The organism is Segnochrobactrum spirostomi (genome assembly GCF_009600605.1).
Classification (GTDB): domain Bacteria; phylum Pseudomonadota; class Alphaproteobacteria; order Rhizobiales; family Segnochrobactraceae; genus Segnochrobactrum; species Segnochrobactrum spirostomi.
Genome location: NZ_VWNA01000001.1, coordinates 1326346 through 1349426, shown reverse-complemented (window position 1 = coordinate 1349426; position 23081 = coordinate 1326346). Strand labels below are relative to the sequence as shown.

General features: G+C 67.1%; 16 protein-coding genes. 12 read left to right on the top strand and 4 right to left on the bottom strand.

What is annotated here, in order from left to right; translation table 11 throughout:
* Window positions 1–116: 116 nt before the first annotated feature.
* From F0357_RS05970 to F0357_RS05950, 5 genes are all read left to right on the top strand, one after another.
* Window positions 117–2027 carry a bifunctional 5-dehydro-2-deoxygluconokinase/5-dehydro-2-deoxyphosphogluconate aldolase gene (locus F0357_RS05970; RefSeq protein WP_153479514.1) on the top strand — a complete coding sequence of 637 codons (1911 nt, stop codon included), beginning with the start codon at window positions 117–119 and terminating at the stop codon, window positions 2025–2027.
* A gap of 167 nt (window positions 2028–2194) precedes the next feature.
* Window positions 2195–4042: a 3D-(3,5/4)-trihydroxycyclohexane-1,2-dione acylhydrolase (decyclizing) gene (gene iolD / locus F0357_RS05965; RefSeq protein ID WP_153479513.1), complete on the top strand. Its 1848-nt coding sequence runs from the start codon at window positions 2195–2197 to the stop codon at window positions 4040–4042.
* Between the two features lie 103 nt (window positions 4043–4145).
* Window positions 4146–5030, top strand: a complete 885-nt coding sequence (iolE, locus tag F0357_RS05960) for a myo-inosose-2 dehydratase (RefSeq protein ID WP_153479512.1) — start codon at window positions 4146–4148, stop codon at window positions 5028–5030.
* A gap of 14 nt (window positions 5031–5044) precedes the next feature.
* Window positions 5045–5842, top strand: a complete 798-nt coding sequence (gene iolB / locus F0357_RS05955; protein ID WP_153479511.1) for a 5-deoxy-glucuronate isomerase — start codon at window positions 5045–5047, stop codon at window positions 5840–5842.
* Window positions 5824–6582: an HAD family acid phosphatase gene (locus F0357_RS05950; protein ID WP_153479510.1), complete on the top strand. Its 759-nt coding sequence runs from the start codon at window positions 5824–5826 to the stop codon at window positions 6580–6582. The genes iolB and F0357_RS05950 overlap by 19 nt, the downstream gene beginning before the upstream one ends.
* Here F0357_RS05950 and F0357_RS25620 read toward each other — a convergent pair.
* Window positions 6567–7874: a GGDEF domain-containing protein gene (locus F0357_RS25620; RefSeq protein ID WP_208948237.1), complete on the bottom strand. Its 1308-nt coding sequence runs from the start codon at window positions 7872–7874 to the stop codon at window positions 6567–6569. The two genes, F0357_RS05950 and F0357_RS25620, sit on opposite strands and share 16 nt — an antisense overlap.
* 702 nt (window positions 7875–8576) lie before the next feature.
* Between F0357_RS25620 and F0357_RS05935 the strand changes: the two genes are divergently transcribed.
* The 6 genes from F0357_RS05935 (at window position 8577) to F0357_RS05915 (ending at window position 19489) form a co-directional block, all read left to right on the top strand.
* A complete protein-coding gene (locus F0357_RS05935) occupies window positions 8577–10496 on the top strand; it encodes a TonB-dependent receptor domain-containing protein (RefSeq protein WP_312861684.1) in 1920 nt (639 codons plus the stop codon).
* Window positions 10497–10602: 106 nt separating this feature from the next.
* Window positions 10603–11127, top strand: coding sequence for a M20/M25/M40 family metallo-hydrolase (locus tag F0357_RS25125; protein WP_312861473.1), 525 nt, complete (start codon window positions 10603–10605; stop codon window positions 11125–11127).
* A gap of 80 nt (window positions 11128–11207) precedes the next feature.
* Entirely contained in the window at window positions 11208–11834 is a 627-nt protein-coding gene (locus F0357_RS25120) for a M20/M25/M40 family metallo-hydrolase (protein WP_312861472.1), read from the top strand.
* A 129-nt stretch (window positions 11835–11963) separates the two neighbouring features.
* Window positions 11964–12950, top strand: coding sequence for a hypothetical protein (locus tag F0357_RS05925; protein WP_153479507.1), 987 nt, complete (start codon window positions 11964–11966; stop codon window positions 12948–12950).
* A 294-nt stretch (window positions 12951–13244) separates the two neighbouring features.
* The gene (locus F0357_RS05920) at window positions 13245–16439 is read left to right on the top strand and encodes an autotransporter outer membrane beta-barrel domain-containing protein (RefSeq protein ID WP_208948236.1); all 3195 of its coding nucleotides are present in this window, start codon (window positions 13245–13247) and stop codon (window positions 16437–16439) included.
* Window positions 16440–16636: 197 nt separating this feature from the next.
* Window positions 16637–19489, top strand: a complete 2853-nt coding sequence (locus F0357_RS05915) for an autotransporter outer membrane beta-barrel domain-containing protein (protein WP_208948235.1) — start codon at window positions 16637–16639, stop codon at window positions 19487–19489.
* A 42-nt stretch (window positions 19490–19531) separates the two neighbouring features.
* Here F0357_RS05915 and F0357_RS05910 read toward each other — a convergent pair whose 3' ends face one another.
* From F0357_RS05910 to F0357_RS05900, 3 genes are read right to left on the bottom strand one after another with little or no spacing between them, the layout of a single operon-like run.
* Window positions 19532–20392, bottom strand: coding sequence for a metal ABC transporter permease (locus F0357_RS05910; RefSeq protein WP_208948234.1), 861 nt, complete (start codon window positions 20390–20392; stop codon window positions 19532–19534).
* The gene (locus F0357_RS05905; RefSeq protein WP_208948233.1) at window positions 20364–21170 is read right to left on the bottom strand and encodes a metal ABC transporter ATP-binding protein; all 807 of its coding nucleotides are present in this window, start codon (window positions 21168–21170) and stop codon (window positions 20364–20366) included. Before F0357_RS05905 ends, F0357_RS05910 begins: the two co-directional genes overlap by 29 nt.
* On the bottom strand, window positions 21167–22054 hold the full coding sequence (locus F0357_RS05900; protein WP_153479503.1) for a metal ABC transporter solute-binding protein, Zn/Mn family: 888 nt from the start codon (window positions 22052–22054) through the stop codon (window positions 21167–21169). Before F0357_RS05900 ends, F0357_RS05905 begins: the two co-directional genes overlap by 4 nt.
* A 514-nt stretch (window positions 22055–22568) precedes the next feature.
* Here F0357_RS05900 and F0357_RS05895 point away from each other — a divergent pair.
* Entirely contained in the window at window positions 22569–23039 is a 471-nt protein-coding gene (locus tag F0357_RS05895) for a hypothetical protein (RefSeq protein ID WP_153479502.1), read from the top strand.
* Window positions 23040–23081: the final 42 nt, after the last annotated feature.

The following is a 23081-nucleotide window of genomic DNA, read 5'->3' as shown; positions in this document are numbered from 1 at the left end:
GGCGTCGGCGGCCGGTTTTTCGGCACGGACCCGGCCGGTGCGGTTGCCCGCCTGCGTCCCGATGCCGATCGAAAAGAGCTCGCGCGAGAGCCCGCCCCGTGCCCAAGGAGAAGATGATGGCGAAGACGCTCGATGTGGTCACGATCGGTCGCTCGTCGGTCGATCTCTACGGCCAGCAGATCGGCTCGCGGCTCGAAGACATCACTTCCTTCGCCAAGTCCGTCGGCGGCTGCCCCGCCAACATCGCCGTCGGCACCGCGCGGCTCGGCCTCAAGTCCGCGCTCGTCACCCGCGTCGGCGCCGAGCAGATGGGCGGCTTCATCCGCGAACAGCTCGCCCGCGAGGGCGTCGCGACCGACGGCGTCGTGGTCGACCGCGAACGGCTGACGGCGCTCGTTCTCCTCGCCGTCGAGGACGAAGGCGTCTCGCCGATGATCTTCTACCGCGACAACTGCGCCGACATGGCCTTGTCGGAGGAGGACATCGACGAGGCCCTGATCCGCCGGGCCACGGCGATCGTCGTCACCGGCACGCATTTCTCCCGGCCGAATTCCGACGCCGCCCAGCGCAAGGCGATCCGCATCGCCAAGGCGAGCGGCGGCAAGGTCGTGTTCGACATCGATTACCGCCCGAACCTCTGGGGCCTCGCCGGCCACGATGCCGGCTTCGAGCGCTATGTGAAGTCCGATCGCGTCTCCGCCCACTTGAAGACGGTGCTGCCGGATTGCGACCTCATCGTCGGCACCGAAGAGGAGATCATGATCGCCTCCGGCGCCGACAGCGTGCTCGAGGCGCTCAAGGCAATCCGCGCCGTTTCCTCGGCGACCATCGTGCTGAAGCGCGGCGCGATGGGCTGCATCGTCTATGACGGTCCGATCAGCGACGATCTCGAGGACGGCATCGTCGGCCGCGGCTTCCCGATCGAAGTCTACAACGTGCTCGGCGCCGGCGACGCCTTCATGTCCGGCTTCCTGCGCGGCTGGCTCAAGGACGAGCCGTTCGAGACCTGCGCGACCTGGGCCAATGCCTGCGGCGCCTTCGCGGTGTCGCGCCTCTTGTGCTCGCCCGAATATCCGACTTTCGCCGAGCTCAGCCACTTCCTCGAAAAGGGCAGCGCCTTCCGCGCGCTGCGCAAGGACCCGGCGCTCAACCACATCCATTGGGCGACGACCCGCCGCGACCAGCCCGAGGGCCTCGTCGCGCTCGCGATCGATCACCGCTCGCAGCTCGAGGCCGTCGCCGACCGGCTCGGCGTTCCCCGCGAGCGCATCGCCGACTTCAAGGTCCTCGCGGTCGAGGCGGCGGCCCGCGTCGCCGCCGGGCGCACCGGCTTCGGCATGCTGCTCGATTCCACCTATGGCGGGAAGGCGCTGTTCAAGGCGGGCCACCTGCCGTTCTGGATCGGACGGCCCGTCGAGCAGCCGGGCTCGCGCCCGCTCGATTTCGATCACCTGCCCGATCTCGGCAGCCACCTGACCGAATGGCCGATCGGCCACACCATCAAGTGCCTCTGCTTCTACCATCCGGACGACCCGGCCGAGCTCAAGGCGCGCCAGGAGCGCGAACTCCTGCGCCTCTACGACGCCGCCCGCACCGCGGGGCGCGAACTGCTCGTCGAGATCATCTCCGGCAAGCACGGCGCGCTCGGGCCCGACACGGTGGCGAGCGTCGTCGCGCGGCTCTACGATCTCGGCATCAAGCCGGACTGGTGGAAGCTCGAGCCCCAGGAGAACCCGATCGCGTGGCGGCGGATCTCCGAGGTGATCGCCCGCAACGATCCCTATTGCCGCGGCATCGTGCTGCTCGGCCTCGAGGCGCCGGAAGCCGAACTGATGGCCGCGTTCCGGGCCGCCGCCGCGAGCCCGCTCGTCAAAGGCTTCGCCGTCGGGCGCACCATCTTCGCCGAGGCCGCGGCCAAGTGGCTCGCCGGCGAGATCGACGACGAGACGGCGACCGCCGACATGGCCCGCCGCTTCGCGACGCTCGTCGAGGCCTGGCACGAGGTGATCCGCACCGAAGCGGCGTGAGGCCGGCGTCCTCGCGACCGGCCTCGGCCGCGCGACGACTGCCCTCCGGCGCGGCTTCGCGCTAGGAATGCGCCGGGCGCGGCTTCCTCCCGCGGAGGTCGGCGCTCCAACAGAAGATCATCGACGAGACCAGCGCCCGAACGCTGCGGCGCAGCCCGAGGACCGACATGAAGACCATCCGCCTCACCATGGCGCAGGCGCTCACCCGCTTCCTCGCCGCGCAGAAGACCGAAATCGACGGCCATGTGGCCCCGCTGTTCGGCGGCGTCTGGGCCATCTTCGGCCACGGCAACGTCGCCGGCATGGGCGAGGCGCTCTATCAGGTCCGCGACACGCTGCCGACCTTCCGCGCCCACAACGAACAGGCGATGGCCCATGCGGCGATCGCCTACGCCAAGGCGAGCTTCCGCCGCCGCATGATGGCGGTGACGACCTCGATCGGCCCCGGCGCGACGAACCTCGTCACCGCCGCCGCGCTCGCCCACGTCAACCGCCTGCCGCTGCTCCTGCTGCCCGGCGACGTGTTCGCCAACCGCCGGCCCGATCCGGTGCTCCAGCAGATCGAGGATTTCGGCGACGGCACCGTCTCGGCGAACGATTGCTTCCGCCCCGTCTCCCGCTATTTCGACCGCATCACCCGCCCCGAGCAGATCATCCCGGCGCTCGCCCGCACCATGAGCGTGCTGACCGACCCGGCCGAGTGCGGCCCGGTCACCCTCGCGCTCTGCCAGGACGTACAGGCCGAGGCGTTCGATTATCCGGAAGCCTTCTTCGTGGAGCGGGTGTGGCGTCTGCGCCGGCCGCGCCCGGCCGTGGACGAGCTCGCGGCCGCCGTCGCCGCGCTGCGCGGCGCCCAGGCGCCCCTCATCGTCGCCGGTGGCGGCGTGCTCTATTCGGGCGCGAGCGCGGCGCTCGCCCGCTTCGCCGAGAGCCACGGCATTCCCGTCGCCGAGACCCAGGCCGGCAAGTCGAGCCTGCCCGCGGACCATCCGCTCAACATGGGCTCGATCGGCGTGACGGGTTCGTCGGCGGCGAACGCGCTCGCTGAAAAGGCGGACGTCATCCTCGCCGTCGGCAGCCGTCTCCAGGATTTCACCACCGGCTCGTGGGCGCTGTTCAAGAATGCGGGGAGCCGCATCATCGGCCTCAACGTGCAGCCGTTCGATGCGGCGAAGCACCGGGCGCTGCCGCTCGTCGCCGACGCGCGGGTGGGGCTCGACGAACTCTCCGTCGAACTCGGCGCCTGGCGGGCCCCGGCCGGCTGGACCGCCGGCGGCGAACGCGGCCGCGGCGAATGGCTCGGGGCCGTCGCGGCCGCGACAGCCCCGACCAATGCCGAGCTCCCCTCGGATGGTCAGGTGATTGGCGCCGTGCAGCGCGCCTTCGGCTCGTCGGGCATCGTCGTCTGCGCCGCCGGCGGTCTGCCGGGCGAACTCCACAAGCTGTGGCAGGCGGGTGGACCCGGCACCTACCATCTCGAATACGGCTATAGCTGCATGGGCTACGAGATCGCCGGCGGCCTCGGCGTGAAGATGGCGCGGCCCGACGAGGACGTCGTCGTGATGGTCGGCGACGGCTCCTACCTGATGCTGAATTCCGAGATCGCGACCTCGGTGATGCTCGGGCTGAAGCTCACCATCGTCGTGCTCGACAATCGCGGCTACGGCTGCATCAACCGCCTGCAGATGGCCACCGGCGGCGCCAACTTCAACAATCTCCTGAAGGACACCCGGCACGTCGCGCTGCCCGACATCGACTTCGTTGCCCACGCCGGGAGCCTCGGCGCCATCGCCCGCAAGGTCGCCTCGATCGCCGACCTCGAGGCCGGATTGGCCGACGCCCGCGCCAATGACCGCACCACCGTCCTCGTCATCGACACCGATCCCCTGATCACCACCCAGGAGGGCGGTCACTGGTGGGACGTCGCGGTGCCGGAAGTGAGCCGCCGCAGCGAGGTGGCGGACGCCCGGGCGGCCTACGAGCGGGCGCTCGCGGCCCAGCGCCTCGTCAACTGATCCTCGCCTTCTTCGGGCCGCCGTCGGCGGCCCGTTTCGCCTCAACGTGCCCCTCGTACAACCTGCCTTTCGTCCAACCGGACGCACCTCTGGGAGAGCCTCCATGATCCGAATCGGCGCCAATCCGATCGGCTGGTCCAACGACGACATGCCGGAACTCGGCGGCCACATCCCGCTCGAGCAGTGCCTGACCGAGGCCAAGAGCGTCGGCTTCGAGGGCATGGAGCTCGGCAACAAGTTCCCCCGCGACGCGGCGCTGCTGCGCCCGATCCTCGCCGCCCACGACCTCGACCTCGTCTCCGGCTGGTACTCGACCTTCCTGATCGAGCGCAGCCCCGAGGAGGAACTCACGGCGGCCCGCGCCCACATCGATCTCCTGAAGGCGATGGGCTGCGCCGTGCTGATCGCGGCCGAGTGCACCCGCACCGTCCACGGCACCCGCGGCGCGCCGCTCTCGACCCGCCCGGTGATGACCGACGCCGAATGGGACCGCTTCAATGCCGGCCTGACGCGCTTCGCCGAACTCGTCGCCGCCGAGGGCCTCACCCTCGTCTACCACCACCACATGGGCACCGTGGTCCAGACCGAAGCCGAGATCGACCGGATGATGGCCGGCACCGGCCCAGCGGTGAAACTCCTGCTCGACACCGGCCACGCCACCTGGGGCGGCGCCGACCCGGCCGCGCTCGCCCGCCGCTACCGTGACCGCATCGCCCACATCCACGCCAAGGACGTGCGGCCGGCGGTCAAGGCGGAGTCCGAGAAGGGCGACTGGTCGTTCCTCGAATCCGTCGTCGCGGGCGTCTACACCGTTCCGGGCGACGGCTGCGTCGATTATGTCTCGGTGCTGCGCGAGGTGCCGGATTATGCCGGTTGGATCGTCATCGAGGCGGAGCAGGATCCGGAAAAAGCCATTCCGATCGTCTACGCGAAGCTCGGATACGACAATCTGGTGCGCTTCATCGCCGAAGCCGGCCTGAAGCGCTGAGCGAGGGGACGACGATGCCGAAACTTCTCGTCAAGCCGAAGGCCGGCCACGGCCGCGTCCTGACCGTGACGCCCGACAGCGCGGGCTGGGGCTATGTGGGCTTCGAGATCCAGAAGCTCGCCCCCGGCCAGATCGCCGAGGCGGCGACCGGGGATCGCGAGGTCTGCCTCGTCCTCGTCTCCGGCAAGGCGGCGATTGCGGGCGACGATTTCGATTTCGGAATCGTCGGCGAGCGGATGTCGCCGTTCGAGGGCAAGCCCCATTCCGTCTACGTGCCGGCGGGGGCGGACTGGAAGGTCCAGGCTGCGACCGAGGTGACGCTCGCGGTGTGCTCCGCGCCCGGCACCGGCGGCGCCCGCGCCGCCCGCTATATCGGGCCGGACGCCGTCTCCCAGGAGGTGCGCGGCAAGGGCACCAACACCCGCTACGTGACGAATATTCTTCCCGAGAGCGAGCCGGCGGATTCGCTCCTCGTCGTCGAGGTCATCACCCCCGGCGGCCATACCTCGAGCTATCCGCCGCACAAGCACGACCGCGACGCGCTGCCGGCGGAAAGCCTCCTCGAAGAGACCTATTATCACCGTCTCAACCCGCCCCAGGGCTTCGCCTTCCAGCGCGTCTACACCGACGACCGCTCGCTCGACGAAGCGATGGTGGTGGAAGACGGCGACGTCACCCTGGTGCCGAAGGGCTATCACCCTTGCGCGGCGATCCACGGTTATGATCTCTATTATTTGAACGTCATGGCCGGTCCGAAGCGGACCTGGAAATTTTACAACGCGCCGGAGCACGAATGGCTTCTCAAGGCTTGAAGCGGGCTTTCGTCCGCGGCTTCTCCATCCTCTGCGTCGCCGCGACGCTTGCCGGCCCGGCCCTCGCGGACACGGCGACGCTCAAGGCCCCGGCACTCCCCGCCGGTACGGTCACCGACGGGGCGCAGCCGGAGAACCTTTCGGCCGCCCAAGCGGCGGCATTCGCCTATTACAAGAGCGGCGCCTACGAGCGCGGCCTCTCCGACGTCGCCGGAAAGGCCACCGCGTGGATCCGCTCCGAGGCGCGCAAGACCAAGCACCCGGCGCTGGTGCTCGACATCGACGAGACATCGCTGTCGAACTGGGCAGAGCTCTCGGCTAACCAGTTTGCTTATTTCCCCGATGCGCCGTGCCGCTCGCTGCCGAAGGGGCCGTGCGGCTGGGCCGCGTGGGTCGCGCGGGCCGAGGCGAAGCCGATCGCGCCGACGCTCGCCTTGTTCCGGACGGCGAAGGCGAACGGCGTCGCGGTGTTCTTCATCACCGGCCGGAGCGAGGCGTTGCGGGCGGAGACCGAGCGCAATCTCAAGGCCGCCGGCTATGTCGGCTACACCCAGCTCTACATGAAGCCGGACCTGAGCACATTTCGCTCGGCCGCCGATTTCAAGGCGCCGGTCCGGGGCCGGATCGAATCCGCCGGCTACACCATCATCGCCAACATGGGCGATCAGGCCTCGGATCTCGCCGGCGGCCATTCGCTGCGGTCGTTCCTGTTGCCGGATCCGTTCTACTTCATCCCCTGAGCGGGATTTCCCCGCTCCCGCCTTTGTTTCTCAGTCAGCGACCAGCGTGCGGCGGCGGCCCTGTCCCTTCGCCGCGTAGAGCGCGGCGTCGGCGCGGGCGAAGAGATCCGCCAGGCGTAGATCGTTCGATCGGCGCGAGGCGCCGCCGACGCTGATCCCGACGGGGATCTCCATCTCGCCGACGGGGACGGGGCGTGACGTGACGGCGGCGAGCAGCCGTTCGGACACGTCACGGGCCTCGGGGGGCTCGTGTTGGGAAGCAGCACGGCGAATTCCTCGCCGCCGAACCGAGCGAGGATGTCACCTTCCCGCAACGTGCCGCCACAGCGCGCCGCGACGGCGCGGATGACGTCGTCGCCGGCCGGATGGCCGTAGCGGTCGTTGATCGCCTTGAAGTGGTCGATATCGAGCATCAGCAGCGAAAATGGCTGCTGCGCGGCGAACGTCGCCTCGGCGACCTCCAGAAGGGCACGCCGGTTGGGGACGCCGGTCAGGGAATCCCGGCGTGCCAGACGCGACAGTTCCGCCTCGAGCGCGCGCTGCTCGGTGACGTCCCATTGCACGATGAGGAAGGTGTCCCCGACGAAGCGGATCAGGAACTGGACGACGTGGTTGCGGCCGTCGCGGCACCGCATGTTCCACTCGGTGATCTCGACCCGGTCGCGGTGCCGCCGCGCGTTCTCCACCCTGTCCTGCCACTCGGCATAGCGGCGCGCCCGCTCGTCGGGATCCGGAAAGCCGAGTTCGAACCAATCGTCGTGCTGGAGTACGGGGCGCTCGGGATAGAGGAAGAGATCGTCGGCCTTACGGTTGAAGAAGAGCGCGTTGAAGCCGTCGTCGTAGATCTCGACGCCGACGGGGAGAAGATCGAGGATTTCTTCGAGGCGGTTGCGCCAATCCCCGGACGCCTGCGGCTGCACCTCGATCATCGTCGCGACGGTGAGGTCGGGCGATGGCGGGAACGGGGCGAGCTTGAAGCGGAAGCAACGCACGCACTCGTTCAATTGGCAGAAGAAGACGGGTTCGACGGCGTCGGGATCGGTCTCGCCGCGGGCGATCGCCGCGAAGGCGGCGGCGAGCGCGGCTGCTCCGCCATCCGCCGCGAGGTTCCTGAAGGGGCGGGGGAGGGCGCCGAGGCGGTTCGGCCCGAACCGCGCCTGGGCGGCCCGATTGGCCCCCTTCACGAGGAGCGTGTCGCGCTCGATCAAGAGGACCGGCACACCGACGAGATCCATCCAATCGAAAGCGGCCGTGAGGTTCGACGAAACCGGCTTCATGGGCTCCGACGTCATCGCAACGTCCTCCTCAGCCACGCGGCCGCGACCCTCGCCGCGTCCTGGGCGGTGACAGGCCCGATCCAAGCGCACGAGGCTGCGGCCGGGCTGTCGAGGCGCGGGCCTTTCCCGTGTTCGCGCGGCATGGCGAAGTCGGAAAAATCGTGATCGTCCAGAGCAGGAAATCGTCTGCGCGGCTTCGATCGATCGCTCCTGTTCGCGCGGGCGGCTCCGTATACGCCATGGCGGCCATGTACTCGCGCGCGCACTGTGACGATGAAAGAAAACGAAAGAATCGGGGATGCTCTCTCTGTAGTTGGAGAAGATCCAATGTTCAGCATTATAAATATTATAATTTGTGGCGAAATTAGCGCATTTAGGTGAATGCAACATGAAATCGGCAAATCTGTGTTGTCAGAAGGTGAGGGGCTGCTAAGGGACATTCATGCGAATGCGTCGCAATAGCGCGGCCTCGCCCTTCCCAGCGCAGGTGCCCATGTCCCATCCACCGCCCCACTCCGCCCGACGTCTCCCGACAACCGCGCTCGTTCTCCTCTCCTTCGCCGCCACACCCGCTTTGGCTCAGGAGACCACCTCGAGCCCCGCGATGGTGGGACGAAGGCCGCCGCGAATGCCTCGGCCACGAGTGCCGCCGCGACGGCCGGCGGTGACGCCAAGGGTGCGACGGCCAACGCCGCCGCCGCCGACAATGCGCTCGTCATTCCGCAGATCGACGTTTCCGGCGCCGGTCTGTCGTCCGAGGAGCCCTATCGTACGCCCGCGGCGGTCTCGACCGTCGGGCAGGACGAGATCGGGACCTTCACGGGCCACAGCCTCGGCGACGTGCTGCGCACCATGCCCGGCACCTTCACCCGGGAGAACATGCAGAACCCCGGCATCGCGGTGAACATCCGCGGCTTCGAGGGATCCGGCCGCGTCAACATGATGATCGACGGCGTGCGGCAGAACTTCCGCTTCACCGGTCACGAGGCCCAGGGCTTCACCTATGTCGATCCGGCGCTGCTCGCCGGGGTCGACGTCCAGCGCGGCGCCGTCTCCACGGCGGGCGGTGCGGGCGCGCTCGCCGGCACCGCGAACTTCCGCACCCTCGGCATCGACGACATCATCCAGGCCGGCAAGACCTGGGGGGCGATCGGCAACCTGTCGTGGGGGACGAACGGAACCGGCTGGTCGGAGATGGTCGGCCTCGGCGCCAATCTCGGCCCCAACGCCGCGATCGCCGGCGCGGTCAGCCACAACGACACCAACAATTACCAGAACGGCGATGGCGTCTCGCAGCCCTACACGGCGCAGAACCTGACGTCCGGCCTGTTCAAGGCCCGTATCGACCCGACCGAGGACACCCGCCTCGCCATCGGCGGCGTACTCTACAACAACACCTTCGGCGCCAACTCCTACAACCAGACGGTCAATTCACAGACCTACACGTCGAACTTCACCTATACGCCCGACAACCCGCTGATCGATTTCGGTTTGAACGGCTATTACAATCAGGTGGATATGACCTACGATTCCCCGATCACGGTCGGCTCCTATACCGGGCGCAACGTGACCGACGAGGGCTGGGGCTTCGACACCTCGAACACCTCGCGGTTCGATCTCGGCCCGGTCGGCGTGGCGGCGATCTACGGCGCCGAGTGGTTCCAAGATTACGTTTCGACGGTGAAGGGCGGCGTCAATCCTTCGGGCGATTCGGGAACCGGCGGCGTCTTCTCCCAGACCACCTTCAGCTACGGTATCGTCGATTTCATCGCGGGCTTGCGCTACGATTATTATGATCTCGACGGAAACGGCACCAGCAAGACCCAGGGCGGCGCCTATACGGTCGATCAATCCGAGGGCCGCTTCGATCCCAAGCTGACACTCGCGGTCAATCCGCTCGATTGGCTTCAGATCTACGGCTCGTGGTCGGAGAGCTTCCGTCCGCCGACCACCTTCGAGACGCTGCTCGGCGGCAACCATCCCGGCAGCACGACGACCTTCTTCCCGAACCCGGATCTCAATCCGGAGACCCAGCGCGGCTGGGAGGTCGGTCTCAACGCCCTCTACAAGCAGCTCTTCACCCAGACCGACGTGGCGACCTTCAAGATCGACTATTATCGGATGAACGTGGAGGACTACATCACCGCCGAGTGCTCCCGCGTCGGCAAATATTACGGCTGCTATTTCGACAACGTTCCCGGCACGACCTACGTCCAGGGCGTCGAGTTGCAGGGCGGCTACGACATGGGTGTCGTGTTCGGGCAGGTCAGCTACACCTACACCAACACCGACATGCCGGCGCAGATGGACGGCCTCGGCGCCCATTCCTACCTGCCGGACAACATGGCGACGGTGACGCTCGGCACCCGCTGGCTCGACAGCAAGCTGACCGTCGGCGGGCGCGGCAACTTCGTCTCCTCGAGCTATATCGGCGACATCAATGCCGGTTCGAGCACCGACGACCGCGTCGCCGGCTATTCGACCTGGGACGCCTTCGCGAGCTATCAGGTCAATGCGAACCTCAAGGTGGGCGTCGACGCGACGAACCTGCTCGACAAGCTCTACACCCCGGCGCTCTCGACCTCCGGCAGCGGCATGGGGCGCACCGTCGTCTTCAACATGAAGGCGACCTTCTGAGCAGCGGCGAGTTCCAATCGCAGGCGGGCTGCTCTTTGCCGCCCGCCTGCACTGGGTTAGACGTGTCTGAACGGCGCCGCTCCGGCGCGCATTCGGGAGCGTCTTCATGTCGAGTGTCGAGGATCGGATCGCCGCCTTCGTCGAGCGCGAGCACGGCCGCCAGATCGATTATCTCGCCGGCATCGTGAAGATCCCGTCCGACAATCCCCCCGGCGATTGCGCGGCCGCCGCCGAGGCTGCCGCGCGCCTCACCGAGGGGCTCGGCCTCGTCGTCGAGCGCCATCCGGTGCCGCGCGATGTCGTCGAGGCGGCCGGCATGGTGTCGGCGACGAACCTGATCGTGCGCCGCCGCTTCGGCGATGGCCCGGTGATCGCCCTCAACGCCCACGGCGACGTGGTGCCGCCGGGCACCGGCTGGACGCACGATCCTTACGGTGCCGAGATCGTCGACGGCTGGATGTACGGCCGTGGGGCCGCGGTCTCGAAGTCCGATTTCGCCACCTATGCCTTCGCCTTGCTCGCACTCGAGGCGATCGAGGCCCCGCTCGCCGGCACCGTCGAACTCCACTTCACCTACGACGAGGAAGCGGGGGCGAGATCGGCCCGAAATGGCTGCTCGACGAGGGGCTGACGAAGCCCGATTACGCCATCGGCGCCGGCTTCTCCTACAGCGTCGTCGAGGCGCACAACGGCTGCCTCCACCTTGAGGTGGTGGTTCAGGGCCGCTCCGCCCACGCGGCGAAGCCCTTCACCGGCATCGATGCGCTCGAAGCCGCGACCCACATCATGGGCGCGCTCTATGCGTGGCGACCGAGCCTCGCGCGCCAGATTTCGGCGGTTCCCGGCATCGGTTCGCCGCAGATGACGATCGGCCTCGTCGAGGGCGGCATCAACACCAACGTGGTGCCCGACCGCGTCGCCTTCCGGCTTGACCGCCGCATGGTGCCCGAGGAGAACCCGACCCTGGTCGAATCCGACCTGCGTGCCGTCATCGAGGGCGCGGCGCCGGCCTTCCCCGGCGTCGCCGTCGAGGTGCGCCGCATCCTGCTCGCCGAGCCGCTGAAGCCGACGGAGGCCTCCCGCCATCTCGGCGCGGTGATCGCACGTCATGCGAGTGCGGTGTTCGGCGTGCCGGTCGCGACCGGCGGCGTGCCGCTCTACACCGACGCCCGCCATTATGCGGCGCACGGCGTGCCGATCGTGCTCTACGGTGCCGGTCCGCGCACCATCGAGGAGGCCAACGCCCACCGGGCCGACGAACGCCTGCCGCTCGACGATCTGAAGCGGGCGACCGTTGCGGTTGCATGCGCGCTCGCGGAGATGCTTCGGCCGGCCTGATGTCGTGATGCTGCCGCGCTACCCGAATTGGGTATAGAGGACCGAGCGTTCCCTTCTCAGACGGGTTCGACTTGCGCCCGTCATGAAAATCCCGGAGGGTTACTTCACGGGGAGATTGGGAGACGGATCATGGTGCTGGGGCGCGCGTTCGCGGCTCTGCTCGGGGTCATGATGTTGGGGGCGGGGGCCGCGCAGGCGCAGGACAGCGCCCGCATCCCGCTCCAGGATCGGCCGGACGGCAGCGGCTTCGCCAATTTCGTCACCGTCGCGGTCGGCGGCGGCGCGGCCCATCAGGTGCTGCTCGACACCGGCTCGACCGGCCTGCGCATCCTGGCGAGCGCGGTCGGCCCCGATGTCCGGCTCACCAACATCCCGGTGACCTATTCCTACACCAGCGGCAACGTCCTGCACGGCGTGCTTGGCTACGCCAAGGTGTCCTTCCCCGGCTCGAACCCGGCGGTCGCGACCGAGACGGAGATCGCGATCCAGGTCGTGCAATCGGTCGGCTGCAAGGCGGAGAAGCCGAACTGTCCCGGCTGGCGCTGGGGGCAGGCGGGGGTGATGGGCGTCGGCTATCTGCCGGTCAACGCCTTCAACCCGCTCGCGCAGCTCGGCGGCAATCTCGGCAACGGCTTCATCGTCGTGTCCGACGACCTCGCCCGGCCGGGCCTCTCGCCGCATCTGATCGTCGGCCTGACCGCGGCGAACACCGCCGGCTTCCGCTTCGCGCCGTTCGACCGCGAGCCCGACGGCCGGCAGCCGAAGGGCCTCAAGGCCTGGAACACCAAGAGCGTCCAGACCTGCTTCTCGGTCGACGGTGGACCGGAGGGCTGCAACGGCACGGTGTTCGATACCGGCGCGGCGAGCGGCAGCTTCGAAGTGCCGAACCGTCCGGTCGGCCGCCGGGTGCGGCCGGGCAGCGTCGTGACGACCCGGGTGCCGCAGGCGGGCATGACGCTCTCGGTCGTGGCGGGCCGCTCGGCCTGGCTCAACCGCTACCGCTATGAGCCGCCGCACGGCGTACCGCTCGGCTTCAATGCCGGCGGCATGGTGTTCCGCCGCTACGAGATTGCCTTCGACGCGGTGCAAGGTCGGATCGGCTTCAAGGCGCCTTGAGCCTGCGGTGGTGCAGGGCCGGCGTGACAGTCTGAGAAGGGGTTCTGTGACCCCGGTCTACATCCAATGCTATCTGCTCTTTCAATTCTGACCGGGTGTGTCGATATGCGTTCCTCAAAAAATCGTCTTAATAATTATATGTTTGCTATTAATATTTTCGGAATTGGAATAGTGACGTCTCCGATGACGGCATTTGCGGCGGATGGATGGAATTTATATAATAATTATACGCAGTCATATTTCGTGGAATATGGAGATCACGAAGATCTGACTTATGCTCTCGAAACTCAGAATATGCTGGGCCTGAAGATCAAAGTTGGTGATGTGACCGCCACCATCGGGATCGACACCGGCTCCACGGGAATGGTTCTCGGGCAGAAATATTGGGCATCCGGGTTCACTCCGGTCGGACCTGCCGGGTGGGTCTACTACAACAGTTCTGGACTGGTCGTTACCGGTATTTTCCAGACGATGAGTGTATCCATCCTCGGCGATAGCCAGAGTCAGCAGATAACCTCGCTTATACCAATCCTCTTTGCGACCGGATATGAGTGTCTGAAGGGGGCGACCAATTATTGCGCGGCGGGACAGACCGGCATTAACAGCCCCGTCTACAACATTTCGATGCTCGGCATCGGCTTCGATCGCACGACGATGGGCGAGGGCACCCTTCCAGCAGAGAAAAACAATGATGATATGAAGAAGTACGTGAGTAGTCTGCCGCCGACATCTCAGGCTTACAATCTATTGCTCAATCTGTCTGAGATGCAGTCCGGCACAATGCGTCGCGGATACATCATCACCCCGACGGGAGTGAGTCTTGGCCTGACGCAGGCCAATACGTCCAGTGAGAATTTCACTTACGCGCAACTGCTGTTGCAGAGCGCGGGGACCAACGGCGTGCCGAACCAATGGCAGCAGGTCCAGGGCACGATCACCGTCGGGGGCACGACGAGCTCGACGACGCTTCTGATGGACACGGGCATCACCAACGCGTTCATCGATGTGCCGAACGGTACCGCGGCCGAGAACAACAATACGGTCGTGACCATCAGCCTCGCGGGCGGCAGCGCGTCCTACACCTTCACGAGCGGCGACCTGACGAACCCGCAGACTCCCTACCCGATCAACGCCAGCGACAGCGGCAGCTTCGTCAACTCGAGCCTGCACACCTATGCCGGCTTCGACGTCCTGTTCGACGCGGACGGCGGCTTCGTCGGCATCGCTGCGAACGGTTACAGCTCGAACACCAATGTCACCGTGGTGCCGCTCATCGCCGCCCAGGGCCCCCTCAACCTCACCCAGGACTTCGAGACGACGCTCCCGCTCTTTCTCGTCGGCGCGAGCACCGTCAACACCACCGCGACGGCAACCTTCGACGGCATGATCTTCGGCGCGAACAGCCTGACCCTGAACGGGGGAACGATCATCCTCGACGGTGCCGTCATGAATACGGGCGGTGTCACCGTCGGGCAGGGCACGACCATCCTCAACGCTACGATGGTGGGATCGCTCACCGTCGATCCCGGCGCCTCGTTCTACAACGTGAACAACGGCTACACGGTCGAGAGCGGGCAGATGTTGACGAACGGCGGCACCTTCGTCGGCGCGCAATCGGGGGACGCCTTCGTCAATGACGGCACCGTCGTCAACACGGGGAACGTCATCGGCGACGTCAGCAACGCGGGAACGTGGACCAACGACGGGAGCCTCGTCGGCGCCGTCTCGAACAGCGGCACCTTCGACAACGCGGGGTCGGTGACCGGGACCGTCACCAACACGGGCACGTTCTTCAATTCCGGCTTGCTGACCGGGGCGGTCCTCAATGTCGGCCAGATGAGCAACAGCGGGACCATCGTGGGGGACGTCTCCACCTCCGGCTCTCTCAGCAACAGCGGCCTCATCGAGGGCGCGGTCGTCAACAATTTCATCTTCAGCAATGATGGAACCGTGCTCGGATCTGTGACCACCTCCGGCACGCTGTCGGGCAACGGCACGGTCGCATCGGTCCTCGTCGAGCGCGGCGGTTCGGTCTCGCCCGGCCATTCCCTCGGCACCGTGACGGTGACGGGCGACGCCACCTTTGCGCCTGGCTCGCTCTATGTCGCGGAGCTCGGTTCCGTGGGAACTTCCGACCATCTCAATGTCGGCGGCACGCTCACGGCCGGCGGTGCGACACTCTACCTGGTCCCGGGCAGCGGATTCTCGCCTGCGCTCGGCGCGAGCTATCAAGTCTTCACGGCAGGAGCGGTCGCGTCGAATTTCACGGTCGACAATACGCTCTTCAGCTCGGCCGCTTCGGTCTACCCCTTCCTGGGCGCCGATCTGAGCGGTGCGGGCACGCTCACCCTCTCGCGCAGCACCGTTTCTTATACGGCCTTCACGCAGACGGCGAACGAATGGGCGGCGGCGAGCGCGGCCGATAGGCTCGGCGACAGCTCGCCGCTCAATCAGATGCTCGCGGTCCTCAACGGATCCGAAGCGCCCGCGACGTTCGACGGCCTGTCGGGAGAGGCCTATGCGTCGGTGCAGACGGGGTTGCAGCAGCAATCGGTCTATCTGCGCGAGGCGGCGACGGCGCGCGTGCGACAGGCGTTTGCCAAGAACGGAGAGCCGGCGGCCGCGGCGGCGTCCGCCAAGACGGCGGAGCTCGTGCCCGGCTTGGCGCTGACCGCCTGGGCGCAGGCTTACGGCGGCTGGGGCCAGACCGAGGGCGACGGCAACGCCTCGACGCTGTCGCGCTCGATCGGTGGATTCCTGATGGGCATCGACAGCCCGCTCGGCGAAGCCTGGCGGGTCGGCCTTCTCGGCGGCTACAGCCAATCGACGTTCAACGTCGACGGGGTGAATTCCTCCGCCGACAGCGACAAATACGATCTCGGCCTCTATGGCGGCGCGCGCTTCGGCGATCTCGGCCTGCGCTTCGGCGCCGGCTATACGTGGCACGATCTCTCCATGGACCGCTCCCTCGCCGTCGGCGGGCTTGCGGAGACCTTGTCGTCGAACTATCAGGCCGGCACGGCGCAGGTGTTCGGCGAGGCAGGGTACGGCTTCCATTTCGGGGCGACGACGGCGGAGCCGTTCGCCGATCTCGCTTATGTCAATCTGAAGACCGACGGCTTCACCGAGACGGGCGGCGTGGCCGCGCTCTCCGGCGACGGCGAGACCTTCGACACGACCTACAGCGTGCTCGGGCTTCGGCTCGGCCACGCGGTTCCCGTCGCGACCGGCGGCGCCTTGATGCTGACGGGGAGCCTCGGCTGGCAGCATGCCTATGGCGGGTTGACGCCGACGCAAACGGCGTTCTTCGCCGGCTCGTCGGCGTTCACGACGTCGGGCGTGCCGATTGCGCGGGACACGGCGCTGATCGATGTCGGCTTCGGTTATAATCCGACGCCGAACATCGACGTCGGGCTGCATTATGATGGCGCCTTCGCCTCGTCCACCCAGGACAGCGCGGTCAAGGGCACGCTCAAGATCAGGTTCTGAGCCGGATAAGGCGGTGGGGGAACCGGTGCGGAACGGGTATCGTCGGCCGTCTCCGCGGCGGAGCCTCGGGAATGGAATTGGGGTCTGGGGCTATGAAGTGGCTCGCGGGATTTGCGATCGGCTGCGCGGTGTTCGCGAGCTTGGCTCCCTCGGCGGAGGCGCAAGAGTCCACGACAATTCCCTTGAATATGTTTAAGTTGGCTGACGCGCCATCGGGCTATGTTGATTATAATCCCTTTTATTACGTCAACGTCGCGATCGGGAGTCCGACGGCGACCGCCAATTCCGTGCTCGTCGATACCGGATCGACTGGACTTTATATTTTGAGAAGTGCGCTCGGTGCCAGCCAATACCAAGATACGGCGACGACGTTCAAGTATGCCTATTCGAGCGGTAACGTGATCACGGGTACCATCGCCGTGGCCACCGTGTATTTCCCCGGTGCAGTGGACGCGAGTGGGGCGACGCTCGGGACCGCGCAGCCGATTACGTTCGGCGTCATCGACACGCTGAATTGCAAGGATGGTCCCGGTACCTGCGCCGGTTATCGCTCCGAGCCCACGTGGACGGTGAATCAGACGGGCGTGATGGGGGTCGGCTTTTCGGGTGGGCTCGACGTCTTCAATCCATTGACCCAGTTGGCGGGCAACTATGCCTCCGGGTTCATCTTCTCGGCGAACCAAGCGCTCGGCGACAGTTCGCCCGTGCTGGTCGTCGGGCTCACGGCCGAGAATACGGCGGGCTTCTCCTTCGCGAGCTTCCAGTCCAACGGCCAGACCGGCGGCAATACCGGTATGCAGGCCTGGAACACGAAGGTTCCTGCGTGCTGGGCCAACAACGGCTCGTCGAGCTGTTTCGCCACGATCTTCGATTCCGGGGCGGTCGACGCGACGTTCATGACGGACGCCGCCGGGGGACCTTATGCCTCGCCGACCACCTACCCCGTCGGTGCGATGACGATCTCTATTCAGAACGTCCTGTCGTTCTCGCAGACGCTCGGAAATTACGCTTATGAGGAAGCTCACGGCGATCCGCCCGGATACAATGCAAGTAACGCTCCGTTTCTTTATTATGCCGTGGCCTACGATTACGTAAACGGTCGGATCGGGTTCTCTCCCGTCGGGGTCATCGCAGCCGGCTATGAGGGTGGCCAGACGAGCTTTACGAGTGACGCGGACCTCGGGCTTCCCGGTACTGGCGTGATCGTGTTCGGCGCGATGCAGCTCGGGCCGAACTTCGTATCCTCGCGCGCCTTCAATCTCGCCCAGTCGAGCTATCTCGACGTCGGCATTCCCTCGCTTCTGATCGACGGCTCCGTCACCCTCAACGGTTCGCTGTCCTCCGGTAATTTCGGGTCGTCCGAGCCCGATGTCGGCGTGACCTTCACCGGCGTCGGGTCATCGAACACGCTGACCCTCAATGGCGTGAGCCTGTTCAGCAGCACGCTTCCGGTCTCGGTCAGCGATCTCAAACTCGTCGTGAACGGCATCCTGCCGGGAGCGGTCTCGCTCGGCAGTGGAGCGACGCTCGGCGGCTCCGGCCTCATCACCGGCTCGCTCACGGTTGGTTCCGGCGCGACGGTCGCCCCCGGCAACTCGATCGGCACCTTCACGGTCTCCGGCAATGTCGCGTTCCAGCCGGGCTCGACCTACAGCGTGGAGGTCGGCTCGCCCGGCTCGAGCGACCAGCTCGCGGTGTTCGGCGCCGTCTCGCTGGATGGCCCGATGCTCACGCTGACGCCTTATGCCGGCACGAGCCCCGCACTCGGCTATTATCCCATCATCGCCGCGACGAACGGCGTCAGCGGCACCTTCTCGGCGATCTCCGCGCCGGCCTTCGGCGCGCTCGGGACGCAATATCCCTTCATTGCGCCGACCCTCGTCTACACCCCAAGCGCGGTCGTGCTCGACATGGTGCGCTCGACGGTGAGCTACACCACGGCGGCGCAGACGACGAACCAATATGCCGTGGCGACCGTCGCCGACCGGCTGGCGTGGTCTAACCCGGTCAACGTCGCGCTCTCCGGCCTGAATACAGACACGGCCACCGCGGCTTTGGAGAGCCTCTCGGGGCAAGCGTACGCCTCGGTGCAGACGGGATTGCAGCAGCAATCGGTCTATCTGCGCGACGCGGCGACGGCGCGGCTGCGGCAGGCCTTCGCCAAGAACGGCGAACCGGCGGCCGCGGCGGCGTCCGCGAAGACGGCGGAGCTCGTGCCCGGCCTCGCGCTGACCGCCTGGGCGCAGGCTTATGGCGGCTGGGGCCAGACCGAGGGCGACGCCAACGCCGCGTCCCTGTCACGCTCGATCGGTGGTTTCCTGATGGGTATCGACAGCCCCCTCGGCGAGGCCTGGCGGGTCGGTCTCCTCGGCGGCTACAGCCAATCGACGTTCGAGGTCGACGGGGTGAATTCCTCCGCCGACAGCGACAATTACGATCTCGGCCTCTATGGCGGCGCCCGCTTCGGCGATTTCGGCCTGCGCTTCGGCGCCGGCTACACCTGGCACGATCTCTCGATGAACCGCTCGCTCGCCTTCGGCGGGATGTCCGAGGCGTTGTCGTCGAACTATCAGGCGGGCACCGCCCAGGTGTTCGGCGAGGCGGGCTACGGCTTCCATTTCGGGGCGACGACGGCCGAACCGTTCGCCGACCTCGCGTACGTCAACCTGAAGACCGACGGCTTCACCGAGACGGGCGGGGCGGCGGCGCTGTCGGGAGACAGCGAGACCTTCGGCGCGACCTACAGCGTGCTCGGGCTGCGCCTCGGCCATGCGATCCCGGTCGCGACGGGTGGCGACCTGATGCTGACGGGAAGCCTCGGCTGGCAGCATGCCTATGGTGGCCTGACGCCGACACAGACGGCCTTCTTCGCCGGCTCGTCGTCGTTTTCGAGTTCGGGCGTGCCGATCGGACGGGACACGGCGCTGATCGATGTGGGCTTCGGTTACAATCCGACCCCGAACATCGACGTCGGCCTGCATTATGATGGCGCCTTCGCCTCGTCCGCCCAGGACAGCGCGATCAAGGGGACGCTCAAGATCAAGTTCTGAGGCGGGGTACAGCGCGGGGCATCCCTGCGCCGCTCACGGCGATCAAGCGGCCGCGGAGACCGGCGCCGATCGGCGCCGGGACACCATCCGCTTCCAGCCCGCCGAGGCGACGAAGACCAGTGTGCCGAGGGCGGTGATCCAGAAGCTCGTCGGCCAATCGGTGAAGAAGGCGAGGATCAGGCTCGACCACGCGATCGCGAGCGCCAAACCGATCGCGAGCGCGATGCCGGTGCCGATGTGGCGGGTGAGCCGCATCGCGGACGCCGCCGGCGCGACCATCAACGCGAACACCAGAAGCACGCCGACGATCTGCATCGTGGCGGCGGTGGCGATCGCCGCGATCGTCATGAACAGGGCGGAGACGAGGGGGAGCCGCAGCCCCTTCGCCTCGGCGAGCTCCGGCTGGAGGCTCGCGAACAACAGCGGCCGGGCGATCGCGCCGAGCGCGACGAGGCTGACCGCCGAGAGACCGGCGAGGGCGGCGAGGGTGCCGCGGTCGATCGCCAGCACGTTGCCGAACAGGAGGCTCGTCGCCTGCGAGGCATAGGCCGTGTAGAAATGCAGGAACAGGAGCCCGAGCCCGAGCGAGAGGGTGAGCACCATGCCGATCGCGACGTCGCGATGGGCCCGCTCGCCGAGGAGCCCGATGCCGAGCCCGGCGAGGATGGTGAAGATGGTGAGCCCGGTGAACGGCGACAGCCCGATCAGGGCCGCGCCCGTGGCCCCGGGAAAGCCGACATGGGCGAGCGCATGGCCGGCGAAGGTCTCGCCGCGCAGCACCAGGAAATAGCCGACGGCGCCCGCCACGATCGCGACGATGGTCGCCGCCGCGAAAGCGTTGCGCATGAACTCGAAGCCGAGGATGAGGCCGAGCTCAGACAGCGCGGACATGAGCGTGCTCATGGGGATGGCCTCCTGCCTCGACGTCTTCGGCGACGACGAAGATGCGTCCGCCGAGGCGGATGACGTTGATCGGCGCGCCGTAGATGCGCGACAGCACCGGTGTCGAGATGACCTCGTCCACGGTGCCGAGCGCGGCCTGGCCGTTGCCGAGATAGAGCACCTGATCGAGCGCGCCGATGAGCGGGTTGACCTCGTGGGCGCAGAACAGCACGGCGATGCCGAGCTCGCGGCCGATGCGCGCTGTGAGTTCCACGATCGCCCGCTGGTTCGGCGGATCGAGGCTGATGAGCGGCTCGTCGAGGAGGAGCAGCTTCGGATGGCCGATCAGCGTCTGGGCGATCAGCACGCGCTGGCGCTCGCCGCCGGAGAGTTCCGTGATCGGGCGCCGCGCGATCTCGGCCGCCCCGACCCGCTCGAGCGCTTCCCAGGCCGCGGCCTTGTCCTCAGGCCGGGCGACCGGCCAGCCCCAGCGCCGGCCTGTGACGGCGCCGAGCACCAACTGGAAGCCCGAGAGCGGCACCGTCGAGGGCGTGCGGCGCGCCTGCGGCATGTAGCCGATCGCCGGATTGCCGCGCTTCGGCGGTGCGCCGAGCACCGTGATTGCGCCCGAAGTCGGCGTGACGAGACCCAGAACCGCGCGCATCGCCGTCGTCTTGCCGGCCCCGTTCGGGCCGAGCACGCCGACGAAGGCGCCGTCCGGAATGGCGAAGGAGACGTCGGACAGAATCCGACGCCTCCCATAATCGAGACTCACACGGTCGAAGGCGATCGCCGTCACTGCGTCAGGCCACCCAATGCATGCTCGACTTCGGCAAGCTGGCCGCCGAACCAGTCGGCGATCGTCTTGCCCTTCGGTTCCGTTTCCGTCACGCCGACCACGGCGACCTTGCTCTTCTTGGCGATGTCGAGCATCCGGGTCGTCGTCGCGTCGGTCACCTGGCTGTTGTAGAACAGGATCCGCGCGGTGCCGCTCGAAAGGCTCTGCTCGAAGGCCGCGACCTGGGCCGGGCTCGGTTCCGTATCATTCATCACGGCGAGCTGGAAGTCGCCGTTCAGCATCTTGAAACCGAGCGCTTCGGCCATGTAGCCGAACACCGGCTCGGTCGCGGTGACCGTGGTACCGGCATATTTCGCCTTGATCGCGGCGATCTTGGCGTCGAGCTTTTCGAACTTCGCGTCGAAGGCCGCGAGGTTCTTGGCGAAATCGGCGGCGTGGGCGGGATCGCGCTTCGAGAGGTCGGCGGCGAGCGCCTTGGCGACCGCGGGCAGCGTCGCGGGCTTGTACCAGAGGTGCGGATTGTCGCCGCTCTTGGCGCCGATGAGGTCGGCCGCGACGATCACGCTGCGGTTCGGCGCCGGCGAGGCGGCGATGAGCTTCGGCATCCACGGATCGTAGTCGGCGCCGTTGTAGACGACGATCGCCGCATCAACGAGCGCGCGCGCCGTCGAGGGGCTCGTCTCGAACAGGTGCGGATCCTCGTCGGGGTTCGACAGGATGCTCGTCACCTCAACGTGGCTACCGCCGATCTCCTTGGCGACGTCGCCGTAGAAATTCTCCGCGGCGACGATCTTCGTGGTGGCGGCGAAGGCGCCGGCGGGCATCACGCACAAGGCCGCCGCGAAAGCGGCCGAGACGGCCGCGGCGAACAGGGACGGGCGCATGGGAACTCCGTTGACAGAACCGACGGCAGTGGGGGTGCCATCAGTTGTTACGTTATAACAGAACTTCTGTTAGGCGCCCGTCACCGGCCCGTCAAGCCGTTATGGTCTGTCGCGGGAGGTGGGGCGGAGCCGGTTCGGGGACGGGCGTGAGGGGGTGAGGCGCTGTCGTTTCGGCGTCGGCCGTCTTGCCCTGGATCAAGGTACGGGGTGCGGCGGGCGTGTTACACAATAGCGTGACCAAGCGGTCCCACACCACGAAAGCCGCGGGCGGCGGGCACGGGGAGGGGATGTGCGGGACGCGTCGGTGGACGGCTTGGCCCGTCTGCCGGTTGGCCGCGGACGGCTTGCTTCGCCGGGCCAGCCCTGCCGGGCTTGCCCCGCGTGCCGAGTGGGTGGCGCACACCGCCACGATGATCTCGGGCCCTGAGCGGCCCGAGCGAAGGCCTCAGTGCGGGAGCGGGAGACGGGATCGCACCCGTCCTTCGGTCCCGCCAAGGGTTCGGGGAGCCCAAAGATGAACAAGAGCTATGCCGTGTCGCCCCTCAGCGAAGACAAGGTGGATCGTGCCTTTCCGCTGATCCGGAGCCTAGAACCGGACCTCGATCTCGACGCGTGGCGCCGCTTCTGCCGCGAAGGGTTCGAAGAGACGGGTCACAACGGCATCGCCGGCACGGTGTTCGTGGCGTCGAATCCTCGCGGCTATCTGCAAGGCCTCTGCGTCGCCGCGCTCCCCGAGGAGGCACGGGAAGGGCCTGCCTCCCAGGCACGTGTTCTAGAGGTGCCGATCTTCATCGCCGCGAGCGCGGCGGACCGAGACGGCGTCGCCGCGGAGATGATGGAATTTCTCGAGGCCTATGGCCGCGACAAGGTCTGCGGCGGCATCCACATCTGGCCGCTCGATCGTGACACTTGGAAACGGCTCGTGGAGCATGCGCCGCCGCCCGCGGCGGCCGCCGGCGTGACGATCCCGCTCGCCGGGCGCTGAGGTCTCCGATCACCCGGACGCGCCGAGGCGCCGTAACGCGCG

Excerpts from the sequence above, each read along its gene's own strand:
- F0357_RS05910 (WP_208948234.1), bottom strand. The coding sequence starts at position 20,392 with ATGAGCACGCTCATGTCCGCGCTGTCTGAGCTCGGCCTCATCCTCGGC.
- F0357_RS25620 (WP_208948237.1), bottom strand. The coding sequence starts at position 7,874 with ATGACGTCGGAGCCCATGAAGCCGGTTTCGTCGAACCTCACGGCCGCT.
- iolE (WP_153479512.1), top strand. The coding sequence starts at position 4,146 with ATGATCCGAATCGGCGCCAATCCGATCGGCTGGTCCAACGACGACATG.
- F0357_RS05900 (WP_153479503.1), bottom strand. The coding sequence starts at position 22,054 with ATGCGCCCGTCCCTGTTCGCCGCGGCCGTCTCGGCCGCTTTCGCGGCG.
- F0357_RS05925 (WP_153479507.1), top strand. The coding sequence starts at position 11,964 with ATGGTGCTGGGGCGCGCGTTCGCGGCTCTGCTCGGGGTCATGATGTTG.
- F0357_RS05970 (WP_153479514.1), top strand. The coding sequence starts at position 117 with ATGGCGAAGACGCTCGATGTGGTCACGATCGGTCGCTCGTCGGTCGAT.
- iolD (WP_153479513.1), top strand. The coding sequence starts at position 2,195 with ATGAAGACCATCCGCCTCACCATGGCGCAGGCGCTCACCCGCTTCCTC.
- F0357_RS05950 (WP_153479510.1), top strand. The coding sequence starts at position 5,824 with ATGGCTTCTCAAGGCTTGAAGCGGGCTTTCGTCCGCGGCTTCTCCATC.
- F0357_RS05920 (WP_208948236.1), top strand. The coding sequence starts at position 13,245 with ATGCTGGGCCTGAAGATCAAAGTTGGTGATGTGACCGCCACCATCGGG.
- F0357_RS25125 (WP_312861473.1), top strand. The coding sequence starts at position 10,603 with ATGTCGAGTGTCGAGGATCGGATCGCCGCCTTCGTCGAGCGCGAGCAC.
- iolB (WP_153479511.1), top strand. The coding sequence starts at position 5,045 with ATGCCGAAACTTCTCGTCAAGCCGAAGGCCGGCCACGGCCGCGTCCTG.
- F0357_RS05895 (WP_153479502.1), top strand. The coding sequence starts at position 22,569 with ATGAACAAGAGCTATGCCGTGTCGCCCCTCAGCGAAGACAAGGTGGAT.